A 25,446-nucleotide genomic window follows, 5' to 3' on the forward strand; every position below is an offset into this window, starting at 1 on the left:
CGGACAAGGACTACGACCTAAACGGAAGTAGCTGACTTACGCCCCATTCCTGATTCCCCTCTTATAAGCACGCCATTTAACACCTTGAAAAACAATTAAAAGAGGAACGACGGAATGACTGAGCCAACAAGCCCTGTTCGTGTAGCAGTCGTGCAATTCGATCCACAAGTCGGCATCGAGAAATGTGTAGGTAATCTGCGGCGCAGCCTGGAATTGGCGCTTGAAGCGGTAAACGGCGGTGCGAATCTCATCGTTCTGCCCGAGCTTTCCAATACCGGCTATTTCTTCAGCAATCGGCAGGATGCCTTCGCCCATGCAGAAGCGGTTCCCGACGGGTCAAGCGTGCAGCGCTGGATCGACTTCGCCCGCGAACACAACGTTTACCTCGTGGCCGGTCTGGCCGAACGCGACGGCATGCGACTCTTTAACACCGGCGTTCTGGTAGGACCAGACGGTTTTATCGGCAAGTACCGCAAAGCCCATTTGTGGAATATGGAGAAGCTCTGGTTCACCCCCGGCGACCTGGGTTTCCCGGTTTTCGACACACCGATCGGCCGCATCGGGCTGTTGATCTGCTGGGACATCTGGTTCCCGGAGGTGCCACGGATCCTCGCCCAGCAAGGCGCGGACATCATTTGCAGCCTGAACAACTGGGTCTGGACACCGCCGCCGCTGTTCGACGATGCCGGTAAGTGCATGGCGTCTTATCTGACGATGACCGCGGCTCACGTCAACAACGTGTTTATCGCTGCCGCCAGCCGGATCGGCGAGGAGCGCGGTGCGCGCTACCTGGGTTGCTCGTTGATTGCCGGAACCAATGGCTGGCCGATTGGTGCCGTGGCTTCGGCAGACAGGCAGGAAATCCTGTTTGCCGATGTCGACCTGACCAGCTCCCGCAGTGCGCCCATCTGGAACAACCTGAACGACCTGCATCGCGATCGCCGAGCCGATCTATACGATCAGATGCTCGGCTACACCCAACACCCTTGCCTCCCACGTTGATCAGGAGGCCTATCGCATGGAAGTTACAACCGACAAAAACCAACCATCGCGCAAATCGCCGATTGATACAGCCGTGGTCCTGCTAATTATCGGCGCGACACTGCTGATCGTGTGGCTTTCTTTCAGCAACCGGACTTTCTGGGGAGCGCATTGGCCCGGGTACGGCGACATGGTATCGCTGCTACCCGAACCAAGCGCCTGGTTGCGCTGGGTGTTAGGTGACATCAGCGAGGTGGCTTTCTACAAGCACGAGTTCGCCTCGATCGGCCTGCTGGCGGGCGCTTATCTGGCTTACTGGGCGAATCGAACGGGGAAATCCTGGCAAGGGTTTGCCATCTCCTATGGAACGGGACTTTGGCCCTGGCTGGTCACCAGTTCATTGCTCGGGCTGCTGCTGAGCAATCTGCTGTGGGGCTGGACGGTGACAGCCACAACCTGGCAACCCACATTCGTAGCATTCGTCTCGTTGCCAGCGGCGATGGTGCTGATGTTTGGCGGAGGCTGGAAGGTCACGATCAACGGCGCACTCATGGGCGCCGTACTCGTCACACCGATGTGCCTGCTGATCGTCAACTACGTGTGCCAACCGCTGGCCTTGCCTGCGGTGATTGGCAATGTGCTGGGCATGGCGGTTGCCAGTGTCCTGGCGTTTCTGTTCTGCCGCTATTGGCCGAACCTGGTGAAATCCAGGTCATCGGAAACGCCACCCGCCTCGATTGCCACCGCCAAGGCGCCCGACTATGGCGTCATCTGGAGCCTGCGCCGGATTCTGGCAGACTTTTCCGAAGCACCGTTCTTCGGCAATGAGCTGGCCAGCCTTGGCCTGATACTGGGGGCATTGCTGGCGTACAGCTTGAACCCTTCAAGCCCCGCGTACGGATCGGGCCTGTTGCTGCACATCATCGGTGCGCAGGCATTGGCCTCGGCCATCGGCGTGCTGATCTGGCGTCGACAATGGATGTTGCGCGGCTGGTATCCCACTTACATCCCGCTGGTTTCAGTGGTGCCCGCGGCGATCCTGGCCTATGGCGGCAGCTGGCAGATTATCGTCTCAAGTGCACTGCTGGGGGCATTGCTCGCACCACCGCTGGCCTGTGTGATTGCCAGGAAATTACCGGCCGACATGCACGCCTACATCGCCAATGTACTGTCGATGGCCATCAGCACACTGCTGATCGTGCCGCTGATCGGCTTTCTGATCGCTGACTGATGTCCCAGCCATTCGGCTGTATCGCGGCCTCAAAAGCGGATACAGCCACTTTTCATTACAAACAAGCGAGGTATCCCATGGACCTGCCCAAACTGTCCATCGCGGCACTTGGCGGCACGGTAAGCATGCAAGCGAGCAATGCCGGTGAAGGCGTCATCCCGACCGTCAGCGGCGAAGCCCTGCTGACTTCCATACCGGAACTGACGACGCTGGCCGGAGTCACCGTCGAGACCCTCAGCCTGCTGCCCAGTGCGTCCCTGGATTTCGAGTTTTTGCTGAACGTATTGTCCTGGGCTGAGTTTCAGGTCAAACAGGGCGCCGTTGGGGTCGTGATGACCCAGGGCACTGACACCCTCGAAGAAACCGCGGCGTTTCTGGATTACCTGTGGCCCTACGACACCCCCTTGGTGCTGACCGGTGCCATGCGTTCCGCAGCACAGCCAGGTGCCGATGGACCGGCCAATCTGCTGGATGCATGTCGCGTTGCCCTGGCGCAGAACAGCCGGCAGCGCGGTGTCCAGGTCGTGATGAACGGACAGATTCATCAAGCGTGCAGCGTACGCAAAACCGATTCGCTGGCATTGCAGGCGTTTTCCTCTCCGGTCGTGGGGCCCGCAGGCCTGCTGGTGGAAGACCGTGTTCGCTACCTGCGCCCGCCGGGGCCGCGCACGGTGTTGCCTTTGCCGCAACAGACCACACAGAAGGTTGCGCTGCTTGAGGCCTCACTTTCGGCCGACACCCTGCTACTGGAGAATATTCTCGCACTCGATTACGACGGACTGGTGATCGGCGGTTTCGGCGCCGGCCACATCTCGCAGCGCTGGGCGACAATGATTGAGCATATTGCCGAACGAATCCCCGTGATCATTGCGACCCGAACAGGCTCCGGCTCCACCGCACGTGCATCTTACGGTTTTGGTGGTGGTGAAATGGACTTGATCCGCAAGGGGGCGTCGATGGCGGGCTTTCTATGTCCGCGAAAAGCCAGAATTCTGCTTTGGCTGCTGCTTGGTTGCCAACGGCAACACGAGCTTGCGCAGTATCTCAACGAAGACATTTGACTTCAAAACAATGTACAAACCCGTGGGCAGAGGATTTGCGCTGACAAAAAAGGCCTGCATTTGCAGGCCTCTTTCATTTTCCGAACTGTCTTACGGCTTGTGCGCCCTGGACAGGAATTCGTGGGATTGCATTTCCAGCAGTCGGCTGAGGGTACGCTGGAATTCGAAATTCAAGCGCCCGCCGGTGTAGAGATCCTTTAGCTCGACTTCAGCAGAAATGATCAGCTTCACGTTACGGTCGTAGAACTCGTCGACCATGTTGATGAAGCGTCGGGCGATGTCGTCGGTGGTGACGCTCATCTGCTCGACATCGCTGAGCAGCACGGCGTGGAAGATCTTGCCCAGCTCGATGTAATCGTTCTGGCTGCGCGGGCCGTCGCACAGTTCACGGAAGTTGAACCAGGCCACGTCATCGCAGGTGCGCAGGGCACGGATTTCGCGGTTTTCGATCATCAGCACGTCATTTTCGACCGCTGCCGTGCATTCCGGTGTCAGTGCACGGAAGCTCTTGCGCAGGCTTTCGTTGGCGGCTTCGTCGAGTGGATAGTGGAACAGCTCGGCCTGTTCGAGGTGACGCAGACGATAGTCGACGCCGCTGTCGACATTGACGATCTCGGTATTCTGCTTGATCAGCGCAATGGCCGGCAGGAAGCGCGCGCGTTGCAGGCCGTCTTTGTACAGGCCATCCGGCACGATGTTCGAAGTCGCAACCAGGGTTACGCCGTTCTTGAACAGTTCTTCCATCAGGGTGCCAAGGATCATGGCGTCGGTGATGTCGGAAACGAAGAATTCATCGAAGCAGATGACCCGGGCTTCGGTGGCGAAGCGCTTGGCGATGATGGTCAGCGGGTTTTTCTCGCCGCCCAGGGTTTTCATCTCTTCGTGCACGCGCTTCATGAAGCGGTGGAAGTGGGTGCGGGACTTTTCCTTGAAGGGCAGCGCTTCGAAGAAGGTGTCCACCAGGTAAGTCTTGCCGCGACCTACGCCGCCCCAGAAATACAGGCCCTTGACCGGGGTCTGATCCTTCTTGCCAAACAACTTGCCCAGCAGGCCCGGCTTGTTTTGCTCGGCCGCGACCAGGTCGTCGTACAGGCGCTGCAAATGACGCACGGCAGTTTCCTGCGCGGCGTCATGGAAGAATTCCGGGCGTTTCAGATCAGCTTGATATCGTTCTAGGGGCGTCATAATTCGTTAGCAAGGCAACAAAAACGGGCCGACACTGTAGCGACGACCCCGAGGAATGGCAATCGGCCCTTGGTCGGGCCGAACCGTTGTTTATTCCTGAACCGGCGTCAGGGCAATGCGCAAGGCTTCGATGGCAGCGTCACGGGCGACGCTGTCGGCAAATGCCGGGCTGTCGGCAACGCACTCGCCTTCCAGCCAGACGCTGAACCCCAGGTCTTCACTGCGCACGTCCAATGCCTGGCCCGCTTGCAGTTGCTTGGTCACCTGCCCGGCGGTTTTACCATCGGCGAAGTTGCGCGACAGCAGCAGTTGTTCGCCATCTGCCGCCAGCAGACGGAAGCGGAAACTGCCGTCGTCTTCACGGAAGCTGACAAAACGTGCAGCCTTCACGGCTTTCTTCTTGGTGGTCGCCGCCACTTGAGTCTGGGCAACGAAGGAGCGCAGGCCCACCGCTTCACGCAGTTCGTAGAGGAAGGGTGTCGCTACCGCACGGGCTTTTTTCGCGCCGTGCTGCAAGATGTCTTCCAGATCCGCCGGGCGCTCGATCAGCTGGTTATAACGCTCGCGGGATTCGCCCAGTTCGTTGTCGAGCAACTGGAACAGACGATTCTTCGCCTCGCCCCAACCCAGGCCCTGCAACAGTTCGCTGCGGAACTCGTCGGCTTGCGCCGGGGTGGCAAACGCCTGGAACAGGGTGAACAGGTGCGAGTTGTCCGGATCCTTGGCTTCGCCCGGTGCGCGGGAGTCGGTGACGATCCGCGAAATCGCGTCCTTCATCTCTTTGGCACTGCTGAACAGCGGGATGGTGTTGTCGTAGCTCTTCGACATCTTGCGACCATCCAGGCCTGGCAACGTGGCGACGCTCTCTTCGATCAAAGCCTCGGGCATGGTGAAGAACTCTTTGCCCTGGCCAAAAAGATGGTTGAAGCGCTGGCCGATGTCCCGCGCCATTTCCACGTGCTGGATCTGGTCACGACCGACCGGCACCTTGTGCGCATTGAACATCAGGATGTCCGCGGCCATCAGCACCGGGTAGCTGTAAAGGCCCATGGTGATGCCTGCATCCGGGTCCTCGCCGGTCTCGACGTTCTTGTCCACCGAAGCCTTGTAGGCGTGGGCGCGGTTGAGCAGGCCCTTGGCGGCGACGCAGGTCAGCAGCCAGGTCAGTTCGGGGATTTCCGGGATGTCGGACTGGCGGTAGAAGGTCACGCGGTCGACATTCAGGCCACCGGCCAGCCAGGTCGCAGCGATTTCCAGACGCGAGCGCTGGATGCGCAGCGGGTCATCGCACTTGATCAGGGCGTGGTAGTCCGCCAAAAAGTAGAACGAGTCGGCATTGCTGTCACGGCTGGCCAGGATCGCCGGGCGGATGGCACCAGCGTAGTTGCCCAGGTGCGGCGTGCCGGTGGTGGTGATGCCGGTGAGGATACGGGTACGAGTCGTCATGGGTAATCGCTTGTCAGACTGCAATCAATTCGAGAGACGCGGCAGGATCAGATCCTTGAGATCGGTCAGCTTGCCATGAAAAAAGTGTCCGCATTCTGCCACTTTCAGCAGCTCATGGGGACGTTCAAGCGTGTCGGACCATTGGTAAACCAGCTGCGGATCGATCACTTCGTCGGTTTCCGGCTGGATCAGGGTCAGTTCGCCCTGCTGTGGCAGTGAGTCCTGAGCGCTCAGGCGCATGACCGCCGGTGCGACCATGAATAGATGTTTGAGCGGTTCGCCCTTCGCTTCCAGACGTCCGCCAAGACTTGCTGCAACAAATCCACCGAAGGAGAAACCGAACAGGGTCAGTGGCAATTGTGGGTGCCTGGCGCGAAACCATTCGGCCACAGCCTGGGCATCATCGACTTCGCCGGTGCCCATATCATGTGTACCCTCACTGGCACCCACCCCGCGGTAGTTGAAACGCAAAGTAATCAAACCGGCATCACGCGCGGTGCGCTGCAGGGTCGAGACCACTTTGTTGAGCATGGTGCCGCCCTGTACCGGGTTCGGATGGCAGATCAGCGCCAGGCCACGCGCCTGCTCGTTGTCCAGGTACAGTGCTTCCAGTTGACCCACCGGGCCATCAATCACTACAGGGGTTTCACGCATAAGCAAGGAAGGAACTCCGTGACCTCGAATCAGGTCGACTCGTCTAGCAAATTGTCTGTGGCTGTCTATTGCGAGTGAATCGCGGTATACAGCGCAGGTTCGAGCCGTTAACGTAAAGCAAAGCCGTTTATAGAGGAAGGACTCGTGGAACACTCGCTCTTAGTTTGGTTGTTACCGACTCTTGCCCTGGTTGTGGGTGTCGCCATTGGGTTCCTGATCGCTCGCGTTGCACCGAACGCCGCGCCCAGCCGCACGCAGCGTCAGCTGGACGATATTCAGGAACGTTTCGACAGTTATCAGAACGAGGTGGTGACCCACTTCAACAGCACCGCGACACTGGTCAAGAAACTGACTCAGAGCTATCAGGAAGTGCAGGACCATCTCGCCGAGGGCGCCAACCGCCTGGCCCTGGACGAACAGACTCGCCAACGCCTGCTGGCTTCCCTGCACGCCGACGCGGCGCAGGCACCCCGTGAACGCCTGACGCCACCGCGCGATCAGGAGCCGCCTCGCGATTACGCACCGAAAGCCCCGAACTCGCCGGGCATGCTCGATGAGCATTATGGCCTGAAGAAGTAATCAGCTTTCGCGCCATACAAAAAGCCCCCGGACTTTCACTGGTCCGGGGGCTTTTTTGTTTCTGTCTGTTCCAGATTTCTGCTGCCTGGTCTGGCCTCTTCGCGGGCAAGCCTGCTCCCACAATGGTCGATGTCGTACACAAAATCTGCATCCAACACATGACCTGTAGGAACGGGCTTGCCCGCGAAGGGGCCGGAACTGACGACAAAAAAAAGCCCGCCCGATCCGTAGAAGATCGAGCGGGCTTTTCTACGCCTGGGGTTCAATCAGACGATCAAGGGTACTGCTGAACCTGACCTTGCTGCTGACCACCATACTGCTGGCCCGGAATCGCCTTGAGGTTGACCTCTACACGGCGGTTCTGCGCCCGGCCATTGGCGTCGCCGTTGCTGGCAACCGGGCTATCCGGACCGGCGCCACGGGCGCTCAGATTGGCACCGCTGACACCTTGCGAGGTCAGGTAGGTTGCCACGCTCTGGGCGCGACGCTGGGACAGGTCCATGTTGTGCTGGCGGCTGCCGGTGCTGTCGGTATAGCCGACGATCTCGATCTGGTTCTGGTTGAACTCTTTGAGCGAGCCCGCCAGGTTGTTCAGCGGCTGATAGAAGCTTGGGGCAATGTTCGCCGAATCGGTAGCGAACGTGATGTTGCCCGGCATGATCAGCTTGATCTGGTCGCCCTGGCGTTGCACTTCAACACCGGTGTTGGCCATGCTGGCGCGCAGCTTTTTCTCTTGCTGATCGGCGTAGTAACCGTAACCGGCGGCGGAAGCACCGACCACCGCAGCACCGATCAGTGCGCCCTTGCCACGGTTATCGTGGTTGATCGCAGCACCGGCCAGCGCACCGGCCAGAGCGCCGAGGCCACCGTATTTCGCGGTTTTGCTCATGCCTTGGGAGCTGCCATCCGCCTGACCCTGCGGCTGACCGTCATAAGGGTTGGGCGAGGCACAGCCGGACAGTACGGCCACGGCAGTAGCGACAATCATCAAACGACGCATGGTGAACATGTAAAGCTCCTACTTTTTTTGCATTCTGTGGTGCAACGGACCAAGGCATCAGCCTTTGCGGGCGTTGGATCATGTTAACGGGTAAAAATTCCGAATGTTACAAATCAGCCCCGAACAAACGGGTTTTCGCGCATTTCATCGCCCAGACGGGTGTCCGGACCATGCCCGGTCACCACGGTTGCGTCTTCGTCGAGGGTGTACAGCCGCTGCTTGATCGAGCGCACGATGGTCGCCTGGTCGCCACCCCACAAATCCGTGCGTCCGACGCCGCGACGAAACAGGGTATCTCCGGCAATCAGCAGCTTGGCCTCGGAAAACCAGAAGCTCATGGAGCCCGGCGTATGACCTGGCGTGTGCAGCGCCACGCCGCAGCCGCAGACCAGTTCTTCATCATCGGCCAGCCAGCGATCCGGGGACGGCACCGGGGTATAAGGAACGCCGAACATCTGGCACTGCATTTCCAGGTTGTCCCAGAGAAACTGGTCTTCCTTGTGCAGATGCAGCGTCGCGCCGGTTTTCTCCTTGAGTTGACCGGAAGCCAGGAAATGATCGAGGTGGGCGTGGGTGTGAATGATGCTGACCACTTTCAGCCCCAGGGCGTCGAGACGCGCCAGGATCAGCTCATGATTGCCACCTGGATCGACGACGATGGCCTTTTTCGTTACCGGATCGCCGATGATCGTGCAGTTGCACTGCAACGGGCCGACGGGGAAGGTTTCGCGAATGAGGGTGGGTTGCTGGGACATCGGCGGGGCCTGCTCGATAAACGGGGGATGAGTGATTTTCTCACAATTGAGTATCCAGCCAATGGCCGCGATGTGTAACGTGAAAAATCCTTAACCCAGCACCCCCAATTCCTTGGCTCGCGCCACCGCCTGCGTACGCCGCTCGACCCCGAGTTTGCTATTGATATGGCTGGCGTGGGTCTTGACCGTGTGCAGGGAAATAAACAGCTGATCGCTGATTTCCTGGTTCGAACAGCCCTGGGCGATCAATCGCAGGACCGCCATTTCCCGGGCGCTGAGTTGCTCCGCGGCTGCACAGGACTCCAGCCCGGGACGGGCAGCCAATGCCGGCAGTTTTTCACTGAGGCTCAGGGAAACGGGGGTTGGCGGACAGCTTTGAAGCTGCCCACGCAGCCAGTCCGGGTGCTCGGCCAGCAAGCCCTCGAAGGGTTGCAGCACCCCTCCGCCGGCGGCGTCCAGCGCCTGGGCCAGTGCCTTGCGTGCTTCCGGTTCCCGTCCGCTACCCAGCAACAACGCCACTTTCTGGGTCAGCGCCATGGCGCTGAGCATCTGCCGACCGCTTTGCTGGCCATGTTCGAGCAGTGCATTCAAACGCCCTTCGGCCAGCATCGGTTGGCCCTGGATGACGTCGAGCAAGGCTTGCTGCAATTCGATATGCAGCGGCAATTGCGGGTGGAACTCCGGTGGTGCCGCCGCGTTTTCGCCGTTATAGGTCTGTCCCAGGCGCGCCAGCCAGGCTTCGGCCAGATCGGTGCGCCCCTGGGCCAGCCAGAGTTCACATTTGACCAGGGTGATCATGGCCAGGTAGTAGATCGGTGGCACATCCCAGATGTGCATGAGCCGTTCGGCTTCGGCAAGCTCGGCAAAGGCCTTGGCGAACTCGCCACTGCTGCCTTCCAGCCTGGCAATCACGCAGTGGCCGATCAGCACGCTGATGTCACGGCAGGCGCGCGCCTCGCTCAAACCGGCCTGCAATCGCACCCGCGCCAATTGCGGCTGCATGCGCAGGGCCAGCAAAAAGCCTTCGTACAAGGTCAGCCGAGCGCGAACCGCGTATAGCCGTTGCGCAGGCAAGCTCTGCAGGCGCTGCATTCCCTGACGGACCTCTTCCAGCGCCCGACAGATTTCCCCGCGTGCTTGCAACACCCGGGCGCGATCGTAGTGCGCCAGTGCTTCGAACAAGGGGTTGCCGACCCGTTGCGCCAACTCCAGCGATTCGCGGTTCAATCCCCGTGCCCGCCACAAATCGCCGTCGGCAATGGCGAGGTTGGACAGGGTCGAAAGGCACATCAGGCGCTGGCCGTAACGCTTGCACGGAAGACTTTCCAACGCTTCGCGGCAGTACCGCAGCGTCAGTTCGCGGTTGCCGCGTCCACGGGCAATGATGCCGCTCAACGCCAGCCATTGAGCGAGCATCGACTTCTGTGCGGTGGCCGACGGAGCAGGCAGGAAACGGCTCAAATGGCTGGCCAGCTCTTCGGCGGCATCCAGTTGGCAAGCCATCCCCAACGCCCAGCTATAGAGCACGATCAGCCGCGGCGTGCTGATCAGCAAGCTGTCAGGCAAGTCCATTTTCCAGCGCAGCAACATGCCGACATTCTGCTCGGCCAGCAGTTGCTCTTCGGAGAGGTTCTGCACCAGGTTCGCCGCGACGTCCAGGTGACCGGCGCGCAAGGCCTGCTCCACGGCCTCATCGAGCAGTCCCTGGGCATTGAACCAGCGGCAGGCACGCAGGTGCAGGCTGGCGGCCGGCACCATCGACTGGGAAGTCGGGCGCGTGCGCAACAGATCGGAAAACAGGTGATGGTAACGATACCAGTGGCCGTGCTCGTCCAGCGGCACCAGGAACACCTGGTGGGCGAGCAGGAAGCGCAGGATTTCGCCGCTGTCATGGGCGTCGCGAACGGCATCGCACAGTTCGCTGCAAAAACGCTCCTGGGGCGCCGTGTCGTAGAGGAACGACTGGACCTCGGCGGGCAGGCAATCGATGACCTCTTCGAGCAGGTAATCGCGGATCAGCCCTTCCCCGCCGTGCAACGATTGCGGCAGCGCGCCATCGGTACCCGCCTCCGAGGCGGCCAGCAGCCAGAAACGCAACCCCGCGACCCAACCTTCGCTGCGCTGGATCAGGTTTTCCAGTGCTTCACCGCGCAAGGAACTGCTGTGCCGGTCGAGCAGGCTCAAGGCCTCGTCGTGGGTCAGGCGCAGATCCTGTTCATGCAATTCAAGCAGTTGTCGCGACAGCCGCAGCCGCGCCAGATGCCAGTCGGGACGTTGGCGACTGGTGACCATCACCAGCAAGCCATCAGGGAGATGATTGAGGAAAAATTGCAGGCAACGGTCCAGTACCGGCCCCTGGGCCAGATGGTAATCATCCAGCACCAGCAGCAATGGCATCGCGGTGGACAAGTGCTCGGCCAATTCGTCGAGCAGGCCATCCAGCCATTCTTCGAATGCGAAAGGCTGATGGCGCTGGCGCATTTTCAACAGCCCGAGCGATTGCCTGCCCAGGTGCGGGAAGTAGTCCTGGAGGCCTTCCAGCAGGCGTTCGAGAAAACGTCCCGGGTCACTGTCTCGTGGGCTCAACCCCAGCCAGAGACTTTGCCAGTGCGCCGGCAACCCCTGACAAAACTCCACCGCCAACGAACTCTTGCCGAACCCTGCCGGTGCGCTGACCAGCAATAACCTGCCACCGAGCCCGGCACTCAGGCGCTCGCACAAACGTGGACGCAGCACATGGCCGTCGGGCAACGGCGGGCGGAAGAAGCGCCCGTCGAGTGTCGCGACAGCAACGTTTGCAGAACCTGGGGATGTAGACAAATCAGTCATAGCCGGCTCTTGTTTGAATTGCGGGTGGCGGCGTTGCAGATGTCCGCAGACTAGCCGTAAACGGATAGGGAATGAAGGTAATTGCTACAAATGGCTACAAAAAGTCTACAAGCAAAAAAAAAACGCCCCGAACCAGTCGGGGCGTTTTCAGAGGGTGCGGCCTCTACTCAGTTCACTTTAGCGAACACCATCCTGACGCAAGGCGGCCGGGGTGAAGTCGCTGGTGGTGGCAGTGAAGCCGAAGTCATAAGCCGACTTCTCTTCGTTCTTCATGCCCAGCGCCAGGTAACGACCCGATTGCAGGTCGTACAGGGTTTCAAGGGCATACCACGGCACTTGCTTGTCGTAGTAGTTCTCGGCATGGGCCTCGGCGACGCGCCACAGTTGACCGCGACCGTCGTAATGGTCGATGACCGCTGCCTGCCAGGTGTCTTCGTCAATGTAGAAGTCACGCTTGGCGTAGATGTGACGCTGACCTTCCTTCAGGGTGGCAACTACATGCCACACACGACGCAACTCGTAACGAGCCAGGTCCTGGTTGATGTGACCGGCCTTGATGATGTCGGTGTACTTGAGCTTCGGATCGTCGAGCTTGTAGGCATCGGAGGCGATGTACATCTCTTTCTTGCCTTCGAGCTTCCAGTCGTAACGATCCGGTGCACCGTTGTACATGTCCAGGTTGTCGGACGTACGCAGGCCATCGGCTGCGGTACCCGGGCCGTCATAGGACACTTGCGGCGCACGGCGCACACGACGCTGGCCGGCGTTGTAGACCCATGCCGAGCGCGGCTCCTTGACCTGGTCGAGGGTTTCGTGAACCAGCAGTACACCACCGGCCAGACGCGCCGGCGCGGTCACTTTCTGCTTGAAGTAGAACAGGATGTTGCCCGGGTTCGCCGGATCGTAGTCCTTCATCTTGTCGCGGAACACGAACTGGTCCTGGAAGTACACCAGGCTGAACGAGCCGTTCGGCTGTGGCGTGGCCTGGGTTACCAGGCGGGTCACGCTGCCCCCGCGATAGCGGGTGATGTGGTTCCAGATGACTTCAACGCCGCTTTTCGGGATCGGGAACGGAATGGCGGTTTCAAAGTTCTCCAGGCCGTTGCCGCCGGACACCAGCTTGGTGTTGGTGGCGTTCTTCTTGATGGAGGCGAACACCTCATCCGGCACGGTGGCACCGCGGTGGGACGGATAGACCGGCATCTTGAAGGTTTCCGGGTAGCGCTTGAACATCGCGTACTGGCCCGGGGCAAGCTTTTCCTTGTACTGGTCGACGTTCTGCGCCGTGATGGTGAACAGCGGTTTTTCACCCGGGTACGGATCGGACAGGAAGCCCTTGCTGTCGACCGCTCCGGCGTTCTTCGGCAACGGTTTCCAGGTCGGAATCGAACCGTCGGCGTTACCCGCCATTTCGGCGCCCATCGGGGTCAGGCTCTTGCCCAGCTTGTCGGCCTCGGCCTGGGGAACCGCTGCGATGACACTGGTCGCCAGCAGCGAAAGCCCCAGAACACCGGCGTGGAACAGACTCTTTGTTATTTTCATATGTTCGTTCGTCCTGAAAATTCAGTGCTTAGAAGTTCACGCCGAGGCTGAGCGCAACGAAGTCGCGGTCATCCACGGTGGTGTACTTGCCGTCGAAGAAGTTGGTGTAGGCCAGGCTCGCGGTGTAGGTGTTCTGGTACTCGGCGTCGACACCCAGGCTCACCGCCTTGCGGCCTTCCTCGAAGTTGCCGCCAGGCCCAGGGGAGTAGCCTTCCACGTCATGAGACCAGGCTACGTTTGGCTTGAGGTTCACACCGGCAAACACGTCGTTGTATTCCCAGATGGCACGACCGCGGTAGCCCCATGAAGTCGCGGTGGTGAAGCCTTCGTCGGTGCAGTTGCGGCTGCGGTTGTTGGTCGGCGTACCCGGGCCGGCACCGCTGATGGTGCTGTTGTTGAGTGTCACGCAGGTATTGAGCGCGCCAGAGGCTGGCAATTCACCCGGACCGTAGACCGGATCGCGGCCATAACGAACGTCGGAAGTGCTTTCCAGGCCGCCAACGTGGGTCACGCCCACTTCGCCCACCAGGGTCAGACGGCTGGCGCCCATGACCTGATCGAAGAAGTGCGTCAGGGTGGTCTGGAACTGGGTGACTTCCTTGCGACGATACCCGTGCAGGTCCTGACCCGGCACGCCGGTAAGCAGCGATGCATTGGTCAACGGGTTGTTCGGGTTGTTATTGCCTATAGGACGAACACCGGAGAACAGGATGTCGGTGGAGTTGAGCTGCACCGGAGCGTTCGGACGGTAGCTGATCTCACCGCTCCACGCCGTACCGGTAGGCAGGGTGGTGGAGAAGCTCAGGCCGTAGAGGCGGATGTCTTCCGGGTATTCGATGAAGTACTGCGAATTACCCGCCACCAGCAATGGCGCCAGTGCGGCGAACGGGCCGCCCTGGAGGGCCGCTGCAGTGTTGTAGACCGACTGCGGCGCACCGGTAGCGCTGAAGATCGGCGCACGGCTGTGGTAATTCATGAAGTAGGCGCCGAACTCGGTGTCCAGCGGATCGAACATGTACTTGAGGGACGCGCCCCACTGGCCGCTGTCGCGGGCATCGCGATCGGGGCCACGACGCACCAGAACACCCTCATTGTTGACGTCGACGCCGTTGGCGGCCAAAGGCCCCAGGGCAATGGCCGGAATTTGCGAGCGCTTGGCCAGTACGCGCAGGTTGTCGTCGCAGCCGTCGGCAACGATGTCTGGCTGGGAGAAGAACGTGCCGCAGTTGTCGACAACGGTCTGGTCCCATTCAATTTGGTAGAACGCTTCGGCAGAGAGGTTTTCGGTCAGGCTCTGGGACACATAGAACATGTTGACCGGGATCAGGCCTTCCTTGATCTCGGCCCCCGGACGGCGGAACGCGGACACGTCGATCGGGTTGATCGAGTTGATGCCACCACCGATGAAGGTACTTTCACCCCAGCTCACGACCTGCTTGCCCAGGCGCACGGAGCCTGGCTGATCAGCAATGGAGTAGTTGTGGTAGACGAAGGCGTCGAGGATCTGGCCGCCGGCAGACTTGGCGCCTTCCTTGCGGTTGTCGTCGCTGATGTCCTTGAACGGACGGCTTTCGTCCTTCAGTTCAAAGTCGTACCAGTATTTGCCACGGACGAAAACACCGGTATCGCCGTATTTCAGTTCAAGGTCATGGATGCCCTTGAAGATCTTCGAGAAAGTTTCCCCGCTCTTGAAGTTCAGGTGACCGTCATCAGAAGTCTGGGACAGACCCTTGCCGCCGTTGTTGACACCGATGAGGTTCTTGTTGGCACTTTCGGTAGACCAACTGGCACCGATCGACAGGGATGAGTCGAACTGACCTTCGATTTCACCGACGTTGAAACTGACGCCGAATGCTGGCCCGGCGAGCGTAGAGGCAAGACTGACAGCCAGGGGCAGTTTCGCCCGGCGCCAGAACTGGTTTGCTGATGTCATCGACGCTACTCCATGTGCATTTTATTTTTATGGCAAGAGCACTTCTAAAAACGCTGTGGATAACCGGGAGCCATGGCATCCCAAAGTCATTCCAAAGTTGCATCGCCCCGGTTCGTGCGGTTGCCCCGTTCTTAAAAATCCTTGAGTGGACTATAGCCAGCAGGTAGTAGCGCTTGATCCCTCTAAAGTGTGATTTGCAGCTGCCAGCCACTCTGGAACAGTCCTTTCGCCAGTCCGACACCCGTCGGCACGGCAAGGATGGCTGAAAATTTCGTTTTGACAAGCCAAGCGCTTGCTTGGTGGGGGCTGGCGTGCCCTTTCGAGCACGCCAGGTGACGCTTAAAGCGTCGAGAGGAAGGTGCTGTTGGTGGCTTGCCATTCGCTGATGTCGACACGAATGCGCTTCTTGTCGAGCTTGCCGACACTGGTCTTGGGAATTTCAGTAACAAGGGCGATCTGGCTCGGAATCGCCCACTTGCTCAAGTGCCCCAGCTCCACAAACGGCTTGAGGTGTTCCTTGAGTTCCCGCGCCCCGATTGCATGCCCCTCACGGAGCACCAGCAGGGCAAACGGCCGCTCACCCCACTGCGGATCGGGGATCCCCACCACTGCTACTTCACGTACCGCCGCATGACGACTGATCAGGTCTTCCAGGTCCAGGGAGGAGATCCACTCGCCACCGGTCTTGATCACGTCCTTGATGCGGTCACGAATGTCGATCACGCCCATGCTGTCCAGGGTCGCCACGTCACCGGTGTGCAGCCAGCCTCCGGCCCAGAGCTCGGCGCCCTTCTGCGGCTCATTGAAATACCCCTCGGTCAGCCATGGAGCGCGTAACACCAGTTCGCCCTGGGTCTCGCCATCGGCGGGCAGGAAGTTGCCCTCGGTGTCGACGATCGCTGCCTCCACCAGTGGCCCCGGCACGCCGGCCTTGATCCGGTAAGTGGTGCGTTCGTCTTCGGTACCCGCCATCAATTCGTCGTTGAGGTGCGCGCACGAAACCAGTGGCCCGGTTTCCGACATGCCGTAGGCAGCGGTCAGCTGAATGCCTTTGGCCTTGGCCGCCTCGTACAACGTGCGGTTCAGGGCGCTGCCGCCGATGACGATTTTCCAGCCGCCGAAGTCGACGGTCTGCGCGGCCTTGGCATTGAGGACCATCTGCAAAATGGTCGGTACGCAATGAGAGAACGTGACCTTTTCCTTGCGCCACAACTCCACCAGATACTCCGGATCATAGCGGCCGGGATACACCTGCTTGAGCCCGAGCATGGTCGCCACATACGGTAAGCCCCAGGCGTGCACGTGGAACATCGGGGTGATCGGCATGTACACGTCGTTGGTGCCCAGCAGCCTTACGCTATCGATCGCGCCCATGATGGTCGACACGCCCATGGTGTGCAGCACCAGTTGCCGATGGGTGAAGTACACGCCCTTGGGGTTGCCGGTGGTGCCGGTGGTATAGAACGTGGTCGCGACCGAGTTTTCGTCGAAATCCTCGAAGTCGTATTGCGGGCTCGCCGCGGCCAGCAGTTGTTCGTATTCGCCGACGAGATTCGGCAGGTCCGCGGTTTTTTCCGGCAGGTCAGTCAACAGCAGGGTTTTGTCGACCGTGGTCAGTTGCCCCTCGATGGCCTTGTAGAGACCGACGAACTCGCTGTTGACCAGCACAAAGCGGTCCTCGGCGTGGTTCATGGTGTAGAGGATCTGTTCCGGCGACAGGCGCACGTTGATGGTGTGGATCACCGCACCGATCATCGGGATGGCGAACATGCATTCCAGGTAACGATGGCTGTCCCAGTCCATCACACCCACGGCATCCCCGGGCTTGACTCCGGCCGCTGTCAGCACGTTGGCCAGGCGGGCTACCCGTTCGATCAGGGTCGGGTAGCTATAGCGCAACTTGTCGCGGTAGATGATCTCGCGGGTTTTCTCATAACGGGCACCGGACATCAGCAGCCGTTTGATCAACAGCGGGTACTGGTAAGCGCCTTCGGCCGGGGGGATAACGCGAGTCTTCAACATAATAATCCCTTTAATCTGACTGCACGGTCGTGACTGAAAGTACGCACTGTAGTGCCCTTGAACGTCAGCCAAATCAGCCAAAGGAATGATTTGCAGAACCCCATGAATGATAGCGCTGCGCCATCATTCGCGAGGTTTGATCATCTGTAGGAGCAGCCGGTCGACGCTCGATTGCTCGCGATGAACCCGGGATTACCGCAGGGGGGTCAGATATCAAGCGTTATCGTTGACGAGCATCGCGAGCGAGCTCCTACAGGGATAGATATCTGATCAATGCATCTCGGTAAAAGCGAGCTTCACGCCAATCGCGATCAGCACCGCGCCCATGGTCCGGTCGAACCAGTGGCCCATGCGGGCGAAACCGGCGCGTACGCGCTGCTGGCTGAACAACATCGCCACCAGGCAAAACCAGATCGCTGTCGCCACCGCCAGGTAAACCCCGTACCCGGCCTGCACGGCCAGCGGCGTGTGCGGGTTGATCACCACAGTGAACAGCGAGAGGAAGAACAGCGTGGCTTTCGGATTGAGACCGTTGGTGACGAAACCCGAAGTGAAGGCACCACGGGCGGTGCGCTCGCCGGCTTCCTTGTGCAGGTCGTCAGCCACAGACTTGGCCGGTTGCGCGCGCAGCGCCTTGTAACCGATGTACAGCAGGTAAGCGGCGGCGGCCCATTTCAAGGCATTGAACAGCACGATCGACTGGGACACGATCAGGCCGATACCCAACAGCGAGTAACCCACGTGCAGGAAAATCGCCGTGCCCACGCCCAGCGCAGTCCAGGTGCCCGCGCGACGACCGTGGGTAACACTCTCGCGCACCACCACGGCAAAGTCCGGGCCAGGGCTGGCCACGGCCAGCAGGTGAATCAGGGCAACGGTCAAGAACTCTGTCCAGTACATGGGGGCTCCTTCAGGCCAAGCGTAACTATTTATTTCATCTGGTAGGCTCGGCAGATTACGCCTTCAGTTCATTGCACAAAAGGTACAGTTGATGACGAACACTCGCCGCGCCGTATTCCTCGACCACCCGTCCCTGGACCTCGGCGACCTTGACCTAGACCCCTTGCGCAGCTGCTTCAGCGATTTGCAACTGTTCGCCCAGACCTTGCCAGATCAAGTCATCGAACACCTCAAGGGTGCGACCGTCGCCATCAGCAACAAGATCCTGATCGATGCCGCCGCCATGGCCGCCAGCCCTGATCTCAAGCTGATCCTGATCACCGCCACCGGCACCAACAATGTCGACCTCGCCGCCGCCCGCGCCCACGGGATTACCGTGTGCAACTGCCAGGGCTACGGCACACCGTCGGTGGCGCAGCACACGATCATGCTGCTGCTCAACCTGGCCACGCGCCTGGCCGATTATCAAAAAGCCGTCGGCGAAGGCCGCTGGCAGCAAGCCAAACAATTCTGTTTGCTGGATTACCCGATTGTCGAACTCGAAGGCAAAACCCTTGGTCTTTTGGGCCATGGCGAATTGGGCGGCGCGGTCGCACGGCTGGCTGAAGCCTTCGGTATGCGCGTTGTGCTGGGGCAAATTCCAGGGCGCCCTGCACGGCCGGACCGCCTGCCACTGGATGAACTGCTACCGCAAGTCGATGCCCTAACCCTGCACTGCCCGCTCAACGAACACACCCGCCACTTCATCGGCGCCCGCGAACTGGCCGCGATGAAACCCGGCGCGTTCGTGGTCAACACCGCCCGCGGAGGCCTGATCGACGAACTGGCGCTGGCCAACGCCTTGCGCAACGGGCATCTGGGCGGCGCCGCCACTGACGTGCTGAGCGTCGAGCCTCCCGTCAACGGCAATCCGCTGCTGGCCCATGACATCCCGCGCCTGATCGTCACCCCGCACAACGCCTGGGGCAGCCGCGAAGCGCGCCAGCGAATCGTTGGCCAGGTGACCGAAAACGCACTGGGATACTTCAGCGGTAAGGCGCAGCGGGTCGTCAGTTGATAAACTGCGGCACTTTTTTTCACAGGAGCAGTTATGGATCCGCGCAGTGAAGTACTGCTTCGTCAGGCCGAGTTATTCCAGGGTTCGGTGTTGTTGGCCGGCTTGCCCGCTGACGACTTGCTGGGCCGTCTGCCCGAAGCTCATGGCTGGTGCTGGCACGCCGGCGATCAGGCCGCGCTGGACGCCCGCTTCGCCGAGCGCAGCCATTTTGGTGTGAATGCTCCCAAGCGCGAGTTCGATACAGCGGTGGTGTTTCTGCCTAAGGCCAAGGACCTGACCGACTACATTCTCAACGCCCTCGCCTCGCGGCTGGCTGGCCGCGAGCTGTACCTGGTCGGCGAGAAAAAAAGCGGCATCGAAGGCGCCGCCAAACAACTCAACCCGTTCGGCAAGCCACGCAAACTCGACAGCGCGCGCCACTGCCAGCTCTGGCTGGTCACCGTGGCCGACGCGCCTGAAGCCAAACCGCTGGAAAGCCTGGCGCAGACCTATGAACTGCCGCTGGCCGAAGGCCCGTTGAAGGTCATCAGCCTGCCGGGGGTGTTCAGCCATGGTCGCCTGGATCGCGGCAGCGCGCTGCTGCTGGAACATCTGGACAAACTGCCCAGCGGTCACTTGCTCGATTTCGGTTGCGGCGCAGGGGTCTTGGGCGCGGCAGTGAAACGTCGTTACCCGCATAACCAGGTCACGTTGCTGGATGTGGATGCCTTTGCCGCTGCCAGCAGTCGCCTGACCCTGGCGGCCAATGGTCTGGAAGCCGAGGTGATTACCGGTGACGGCATTGATGCCGCCCCGATGGGTTTGAGTGCGATCCTGAGCAATCCGCCGTTCCATGTCGGCGTGCACACCGACTATTTCGCAACGGAGAATTTGCTGCGAAAAGCGGCCAAACATCTGAAAAACGGTGGCGAACTTCGCCTGGTAGCGAATAGCTTCCTGAAGTATCAACCGTTGATCGAAGAGCATCTTGGTGTGTGCGCGATCAAGGCCGAAGGACAGGGCTTCCGGATCTACCGAGCCAAGCGCGGATAGAACTTCTTTGAAAAAGAAGGCTTGCCGAATGGGTTTTGCAAAGGCAGAATCCGCTCCGTCCTAGGGGAGTAGTCTCCCACGAGCGCCACGCTCGTCCGGCATGCGTCAACATACTTGGTCCTCAGACCATGGCGCATGCGACCCAAGCATCCACATCAGATGGATTGCAGGGTTTGACAAGACCTATGACACGAACACCTTACCCGGGGCGGGGAGGCTGTACGTGTCATAGCCGTGTCGACCCGCCCCTTAGGAAAACCCCTGATGCTGGATTCACTACTCGTACCTACCGCAATCGTTGCCTTGGCCGAAATCGGCGACAAGACGCAACTGCTCGCGCTCATTCTCGCTGCCCGTTTCCGCAAGCCCTGGCCGATCATCGCCGGTATCGTCGCCGCGACCCTGGCCAACCATGCGGCCGCCGGTGCAGTGGGCGCCTGGGTCGGCAGTTTCTTCTCGGATACGATGTTGCACTGGATCCTCGCCGCGAGCTTCGCCGCCACGGCGCTGTGGACCCTGGTCCCGGACAAGATGGATGACGACGAAGCCAGCACCGCCCGAAAGTTCGGGCCGTTCCTGACCACGCTGATCGCGTTCTTCCTGGCGGAAATCGGCGACAAGACGCAGATCGCGACCGTGATGCTGGCTGCGCAATATCCAGAATTGTGGCTGGTGATCATCGGCACCACCCTCGGCATGCTGATTGCCAACGTGCCCGTGGTATTGGCCGGTAACTTTGCCGCGGACAAATTGCCGTTGACCCTGATCCGTCGACTGGCGGCGTCGGCGTTCTTCATCCTGGCGATTGTCGCGGTGTACAAGGCGATGCAGAGCAGCGGGTGGGTTTGACGCGATAGGTCGTTAGACCGCGTTATCGCTCATCGCGAGCAGGCTCACTCCCACAGGGTTCGGCGTCGAGCACAAAACCAATGTGGGAGCGAGCTTGCTCGCGATGGCGGTAGCGAGACATCAGGACTTCTTGGCCTGCTCATACAAAGGCATGACCTTCGGAATCGCCGCCTGCAACGCCGCAATACGACTCGACGACGCCGGGTGAGTGCTCATGAACTCCGGTGGCGAACCTTCCGAGGCCTTGCTCATCTTGTTCCACAGGGTGATCGCGGCATTCGGGTTGTAACCGGCGCGGGCGGCCAGTTCCAGGCCGATCAGGTCCGCTTCGTTTTCATTGGCACGGCTGTTGGGCAAGGTCATGCCGTAGTTGGCCACGGTATCGGCCAGGGCCAGACTGTCCTGCCCCAACCCGAGCAAGGTACCCGCGCCCTGCTTCGCCATTTCGATGCCGTAAGCCTTGGACATCGCTTCACGACCGTGCTCACGCAGGGCGTGGGCGATTTCATGGCCCATGATCGCGGCGATTTCATCGTCGGTCAGTTGCAGTTTGTCGATCAACCCGGTGTAGAAAATGATCTTGCCGCCAGGGCCGCAGTTGGCGTTGAGCTCATCGCTCTTGATCAGGTTGACTTCCCACTTCCACTGGGCCGCGTCCGGACGGAAGTTCGGCGCCTGGGCAATCAGCCGGTCGGCAATCGCCTGAACCCGCTGGGCTTCATTGCTGGTCTTGTCCAGCACACCCTTGCTGGACGCTTCGCCCACTGTTTTCTGATAGGACTGGGCGTACATCTGGTCGACCTGTTGCGAGGACAACATGCTGAACATGTACTGCTTGCGCTCAATGCCTACAGCGCCGCCTTTGGTGGTATTGACCGACTGGCAGCCGGCGAGCAACAGCGCTGCGCTTAGTGCACTGACAACCAAAATCTTGTTCATCAAAAAACTCTCTGAAAACATGCCGTTTATCCTAAGCTTGGAAATGTATCGACGCCAGATACAATGGACGTAAGACGCACAATTCGAACAAAGCTCTCATCGCCGTAGAAAAAATTCACATACGGCGACAACCCGCAGCCCATCACGCCGCTCATTGATTCAATTACGACATCCGGCACGCAAAAACGGTCCTTTCAACTGCCCACGCTCATGCCCGCCCGTCACCCTGCCGATACATCTGGGCAGACGTCCTTTCGCGTGCGGAGCCCCCATGAAATTCAAGTCGATCCAGTTTTCCGTGGCGGCCCTTGCCGGCGCCATTGTCCTTAGTGTCGTGGCAGCGCTGGTTGTGTACGCACTGTTCTCCGGCGCCCGGACGCAAGACATGGTCCAGGAGCGGACCCAGGCCCAATTCGAGCAAGTCATCGAACAACGCCTGACGTCCCTGGCGCAAACCCAGGTCAGCCAGATCCAGCGCGAACTCGAAGCACCGCTGCTGATTGCCGGCGGACTGGTGCGGGTCAACGCCCTGATCGGCACACCGGGTACCGATGGCCAGCCTTCACTGAGCCTTAGCCGCGAGCAACTGATCGGCCTGATCAAGGAAAACGTGGTCAAGAACCCGAAAATCCTCGGCACCTACATCGGCTGGGAAAAAGACGCACTGGATCACAACGATGCGGCCTACGTCGGCACCCAGGTGGTCGGCATCGACGCCAGCAACGGGCGCTTCCTGCCCTGGTGGTTCCGCAACGACGACGGCACCCTGGGTCTGGACAAACTGGTGGACGTCGACGACCAGAAAACCCTGTCCACCGGCGTGCGCGCCAGCGAGTACTACCTGTGCTCGAAAGAAACCAAAAAATCCTGCGTGATCGACCCGGCGCCTTATAAGGTGGGCGACAAAATCGTCATGCTCGCCTCCTTTATTGAGCCAATCATGCTCAACGGTGCCTTCCAGGGCATCGTCGGCGCCGACCTGTCGGTGAACTTCATCCAGGAAATGCTCCTGGGCGCCAACCAGAAGCTTTACAGCGGCGCCGGGGAAATGGCCCTGATCGGCGGCAATGGCCGGATCGTTGCCTACACCAAGGATCCGAGCAAATTCGGCGAGAAGGTCAGCGACATCCTCGACAGCAAACAGATCGCCAACATGGCCAATCTCAAGCGCGGCGAAGTCACCTATACCGTCGACAAGGCCCAGGGCCGGATCGAGTTGTACCTGCCTTTCGGCATCGGCCAGACCGACGCCCGCTGGACTTTGATGCTGCAGTTGCCGCTGAATGCGGTCATGGCCGACCTGCAAAAGCTCCAGGCCGACCTGGACGCGCAGCGCAAATCCGACACCTTCGGCATGGCGATGGTTGGCCTGGTGATTGCCGGTATCGGCTTGCTGGTGATCTGGCTGGTGGGCCACGGCATCGCCCGCCCGCTCAAGCAGATGGTGGCCATGCTCGACGATATCGCCCAGGGCGAAGGCGACCTGACCCGACGCCTGACCAGCGATCGCGCCGATGAACTAGGCTCGATCGCCAAAGGCTTCAACACTTTCCTGGCCAAGTTGCAGGCGATGATCACCCAAGTGGTGACTTCGGTGCAGAGCGTCAGCGATTCGTCGGAACACACCGCCGACATCGCCATCCGCACCAACACCGGTGTGCACAAGCAAATGGCCGAGATTGATCAAGTGGCCACCGCCGTACAGGAAATGACCGCCACCGCCCAGGACGTCGCGCGCAATGCGACCCAGGCCGCACAGGCTGCCAGCCATGCCGATCAGGCCGCCAGCCAGGGCATGCAGATCGTGCGCGACACCTCGAACTCCATTGGTGCTCTCGCCGTGGAGATCGGCCGGGCCGTCGGCGTGGTGCAAACCCTGGCCAAGGACAGCGAAAACATCAACGCCATCCTCACCGCCATTCGCGGGATCGCCGAGCAGACCAACCTGCTGGCCCTTAACGCAGCCATCGAAGCCGCCCGTGCCGGTGAGCAGGGCCGAGGTTTTGCCGTGGTGGCCGACGAGGTGCGTAACCTGGCGCAGAAGACGCAAAAGGCCACCGAAGAAATCCAGACCATGATCCAGCAACTGCAGCAGGGCACGCGGGATGTGGTGCGAGTCATGGAGGACAGCCAGAACCGCACGGACGAAAGCGTACTGCACGCTTCGAAGGCCGCCGAAGCACTGGAAACCATTACTCAGGCAGTGTCGGTGATCAACGACATGAACACCCAGATTGCCAGCGCGGCCGAGGAGCAAAGTGCGGTGGCGGACGACATCAACCGCAACGTGATCAACATCGGCCAGGTGGCCAATGAAGTGGCTGGTGGGGCGGATGAGTCGAGTGCGGCCAGTGCGGACTTGACCAAACTGGCTGAGCAGCAGCGGCGGTTGATCAATCAGTTCCGGGTCTGATCCGAAGCCCCCATCGCGAGCAAGCTCGCTCCCACAGGGAATTTGTGACGCCACAGATCCAATGTGGGAGCGAGCTTGCTCGCGATAGGGCCGGTTCAGCCACCCAATAACTCAACCCGGAGTAAGGCACTCCGGCCCATTGAGCTTCGGATCATTCACCATATTGGCCAGCACCCGTTCGCGCAATGCCGCAGGTTCACTGGCCAGCAATGCTTGCAAAGCATGCAGCGGCGTCTCGGGATCCAACCACGCGGCCTGCCCCGCCTCATCAAGAATCAACGGCCGCCGCTGGCTCGCCGCCGGCTGGGTAATCACGGCGGTACTCAGCCACACCTGCTCCTGCACCGGATACGCCTCCCAGATCGCCGCAAAAAATAATGACGAGCCCTCCCCTGGTGTCAGCCAATACGGGCGCTTGCGCGTCGTGCCGCGCCATTCGTAGAAACCATTGGCCGGCAACAGGCAGCGGCGCTCACGCAAGGCCTGGCGAAACATTGGCTGTTCGGCAACGGTTTCGGCGCGGGCGTGGGCCGGGGTGCGGGACAGATCGGTCAGCCAGGGTGGCGTCAGGCCCCAGCGGGCACGGGCCAGCGTGCGCTGGCCGTCTGGCTCGGCCCGTAGCATCAACACCGAATCATTGGGGGAAATGTTCCACTGCGCCTGCTGGTCGGCGGGAAAACCGGGCAGCGCCGCGAAGGCGGGGTTCCAGCGAAACAGGGCATAACGTCCACACATGGGGCAGCACGACTCTTGATCAAACGAACGCCAGCCTAACAGACCAGCGTGCCGGGGAAGCTGTCCGGTTCATCGCCGGACAGCGGCAGCGCGGCATTGTACGCGGTGATCAACTCGCGGGCGTATTCGGCCTGGTCGTTATCCACTGCCAAACCCAGCAAACCGAAAATCGGTAACTCACCGGTGGCTCCCACCAGATCGCGTCCCACCAGATGCGCCTCGATGCCCTCGCTGGCGAGCATGCCTTGCAGCAACTCGCCTTCCATCAGGTTTTCCAGGTCGTAGATGCGCTGCATACACGCT

At 60.3% G+C, this 25,446-nt stretch carries 21 protein-coding genes, 1 pseudogene and 1 riboswitch; of the genes and pseudogenes, 9 read left to right on the forward strand and 13 right to left on the reverse strand.

What is annotated here, in order from left to right:
- Positions 1–114 precede the first annotated feature (114 nt).
- The 3 genes from AC1RS8_RS18520 to AC1RS8_RS18530 all read left to right on the forward strand — a co-directional run bounded on the left by AC1RS8_RS18520 (position 115) and on the right by AC1RS8_RS18530 (position 3,273).
- Positions 115–1,002: a nitrilase family protein gene (locus tag AC1RS8_RS18520; protein ID WP_407516661.1), complete on the forward strand. Its 888-nt coding sequence runs from the start codon at positions 115–117 to the stop codon at positions 1,000–1,002.
- A gap of 16 nt (positions 1,003–1,018) precedes the next feature.
- Positions 1,019–2,212 (forward strand): hypothetical protein, encoded by a 1,194-nt coding sequence (locus AC1RS8_RS18525; protein ID WP_489339202.1) that lies wholly within the window; start codon positions 1,019–1,021, stop codon positions 2,210–2,212.
- A gap of 77 nt (positions 2,213–2,289) precedes the next feature.
- Positions 2,290–3,273: an asparaginase gene (locus AC1RS8_RS18530; protein ID WP_489339203.1), complete on the forward strand. Its 984-nt coding sequence runs from the start codon at positions 2,290–2,292 to the stop codon at positions 3,271–3,273.
- A gap of 90 nt (positions 3,274–3,363) precedes the next feature.
- Here AC1RS8_RS18530 and zapE read toward each other — a convergent pair whose 3' ends face one another.
- From zapE to AC1RS8_RS18545, 3 genes are all read right to left on the reverse strand, one after another.
- The gene (gene zapE, locus AC1RS8_RS18535; RefSeq protein ID WP_007998226.1) at positions 3,364–4,458 is read right to left on the reverse strand and encodes a cell division protein ZapE; all 1,095 of its coding nucleotides are present in this window, start codon (positions 4,456–4,458) and stop codon (positions 3,364–3,366) included.
- A gap of 90 nt (positions 4,459–4,548) precedes the next feature.
- Positions 4,549–5,904, reverse strand: coding sequence for a tryptophan--tRNA ligase (locus AC1RS8_RS18540; RefSeq protein WP_340312917.1), 1,356 nt, complete (start codon positions 5,902–5,904; stop codon positions 4,549–4,551).
- 24 nt (positions 5,905–5,928) lie between these two features.
- Positions 5,929–6,558 (reverse strand): alpha/beta hydrolase, encoded by a 630-nt coding sequence (locus AC1RS8_RS18545; protein ID WP_057713348.1) that lies wholly within the window; start codon positions 6,556–6,558, stop codon positions 5,929–5,931.
- A 144-nt stretch (positions 6,559–6,702) separates the two neighbouring features.
- On the opposite strand from AC1RS8_RS18545, the gene AC1RS8_RS18550 reads away from it, so the two are divergent.
- Entirely contained in the window at positions 6,703–7,137 is a 435-nt protein-coding gene (locus tag AC1RS8_RS18550) for a Z-ring associated ZapG family protein (protein ID WP_008045970.1), read from the forward strand.
- 274 nt (positions 7,138–7,411) lie between these two features.
- Here AC1RS8_RS18550 and AC1RS8_RS18555 read toward each other — a convergent pair whose 3' ends face one another.
- From AC1RS8_RS18555 to AC1RS8_RS18585, 7 genes are all read right to left on the reverse strand, one after another.
- Positions 7,412–8,146, reverse strand: a complete 735-nt coding sequence (locus tag AC1RS8_RS18555; RefSeq protein ID WP_057713347.1) for a YiaD family glycine zipper/OmpA-like lipoprotein — start codon at positions 8,144–8,146, stop codon at positions 7,412–7,414.
- Positions 8,147–8,250: 104 nt separating this feature from the next.
- Entirely contained in the window at positions 8,251–8,892 is a 642-nt protein-coding gene (locus AC1RS8_RS18560; protein ID WP_493163260.1) for an MBL fold metallo-hydrolase, read from the reverse strand.
- A 90-nt stretch (positions 8,893–8,982) separates the two neighbouring features.
- A complete protein-coding gene (locus AC1RS8_RS18565; RefSeq protein ID WP_489339204.1) occupies positions 8,983–11,721 on the reverse strand; it encodes a winged helix-turn-helix domain-containing protein in 2,739 nt (912 codons plus the stop codon).
- A 177-nt stretch (positions 11,722–11,898) separates the two neighbouring features.
- Entirely contained in the window at positions 11,899–13,263 is a 1,365-nt protein-coding gene (locus AC1RS8_RS18570) for a DUF1329 domain-containing protein (RefSeq protein WP_057713344.1), read from the reverse strand.
- Between the two features lie 28 nt (positions 13,264–13,291).
- Complete coding sequence (locus AC1RS8_RS18575) at positions 13,292–15,196, reverse strand: DUF1302 domain-containing protein (protein WP_102670976.1); 1,905 nt, start codon at positions 15,194–15,196, stop codon at positions 13,292–13,294.
- 339 nt (positions 15,197–15,535) lie between these two features.
- Positions 15,536–17,218 carry a fatty acid--CoA ligase gene (locus AC1RS8_RS18580; RefSeq protein ID WP_090457632.1) on the reverse strand — a complete coding sequence of 561 codons (1,683 nt, stop codon included), beginning with the start codon at positions 17,216–17,218 and terminating at the stop codon, positions 15,536–15,538.
- A gap of 270 nt (positions 17,219–17,488) precedes the next feature.
- The gene (locus tag AC1RS8_RS18585; RefSeq protein WP_150815205.1) at positions 17,489–18,118 is read right to left on the reverse strand and encodes a LysE family translocator; all 630 of its coding nucleotides are present in this window, start codon (positions 18,116–18,118) and stop codon (positions 17,489–17,491) included.
- 91 nt (positions 18,119–18,209) lie between these two features.
- Between AC1RS8_RS18585 and AC1RS8_RS18590 the strand changes: the two genes are divergently transcribed.
- From AC1RS8_RS18590 to AC1RS8_RS18600, 3 genes are all read left to right on the forward strand, one after another.
- On the forward strand, positions 18,210–19,175 hold the full coding sequence (locus AC1RS8_RS18590; RefSeq protein ID WP_489339205.1) for a 2-hydroxyacid dehydrogenase: 966 nt from the start codon (positions 18,210–18,212) through the stop codon (positions 19,173–19,175).
- A gap of 33 nt (positions 19,176–19,208) precedes the next feature.
- Complete coding sequence (locus AC1RS8_RS18595) at positions 19,209–20,207, forward strand: methyltransferase (RefSeq protein WP_489339206.1); 999 nt, start codon at positions 19,209–19,211, stop codon at positions 20,205–20,207.
- A gap of 50 nt (positions 20,208–20,257) precedes the next feature.
- Positions 20,258–20,382, forward strand: a riboswitch (yybP-ykoY riboswitch).
- A gap of 89 nt (positions 20,383–20,471) precedes the next feature.
- Positions 20,472–21,056, forward strand: a complete 585-nt coding sequence (locus AC1RS8_RS18600) for a TMEM165/GDT1 family protein (protein ID WP_008016665.1) — start codon at positions 20,472–20,474, stop codon at positions 21,054–21,056.
- A 120-nt stretch (positions 21,057–21,176) separates the two neighbouring features.
- Here the strand turns inward: AC1RS8_RS18600 and AC1RS8_RS18605 are convergent, their stop codons facing one another.
- Positions 21,177–21,995: a M48 family metallopeptidase gene (locus AC1RS8_RS18605; protein ID WP_090457990.1), complete on the reverse strand. Its 819-nt coding sequence runs from the start codon at positions 21,993–21,995 to the stop codon at positions 21,177–21,179.
- A 1,360-nt stretch (positions 21,996–23,355) separates the two neighbouring features.
- Between AC1RS8_RS18605 and AC1RS8_RS18610 the strand changes: the two are divergent.
- Both AC1RS8_RS18610 and AC1RS8_RS18615 read left to right on the forward strand, forming a co-directional pair.
- A pseudogene (locus AC1RS8_RS18610) lies at positions 23,356–23,553 on the forward strand (HAMP domain-containing protein); the annotation flags it as partial.
- A 111-nt stretch (positions 23,554–23,664) separates the two neighbouring features.
- Positions 23,665–24,408 carry a methyl-accepting chemotaxis protein gene (locus tag AC1RS8_RS18615; RefSeq protein ID WP_371918691.1) on the forward strand — a complete coding sequence of 248 codons (744 nt, stop codon included), beginning with the start codon at positions 23,665–23,667 and terminating at the stop codon, positions 24,406–24,408.
- Positions 24,409–24,519: 111 nt separating this feature from the next.
- On the opposite strand, the gene AC1RS8_RS18620 is transcribed toward AC1RS8_RS18615, so the two are convergent.
- Together AC1RS8_RS18620 and AC1RS8_RS18625 are read right to left on the reverse strand one after the other, a co-directional pair.
- Positions 24,520–25,143, reverse strand: a complete 624-nt coding sequence (locus AC1RS8_RS18620; RefSeq protein ID WP_046041890.1) for an SOS response-associated peptidase — start codon at positions 25,141–25,143, stop codon at positions 24,520–24,522.
- 35 nt (positions 25,144–25,178) lie between these two features.
- Positions 25,179–25,439, reverse strand: a complete 261-nt coding sequence (locus AC1RS8_RS18625; RefSeq protein WP_489339207.1) for a putative signal transducing protein — start codon at positions 25,437–25,439, stop codon at positions 25,179–25,181.
- Between the last annotated feature and the right edge of the window lie 7 nt (positions 25,440–25,446).

The organism is Pseudomonas sp. GW821-FHT12A04 (assembly GCF_058807755.1).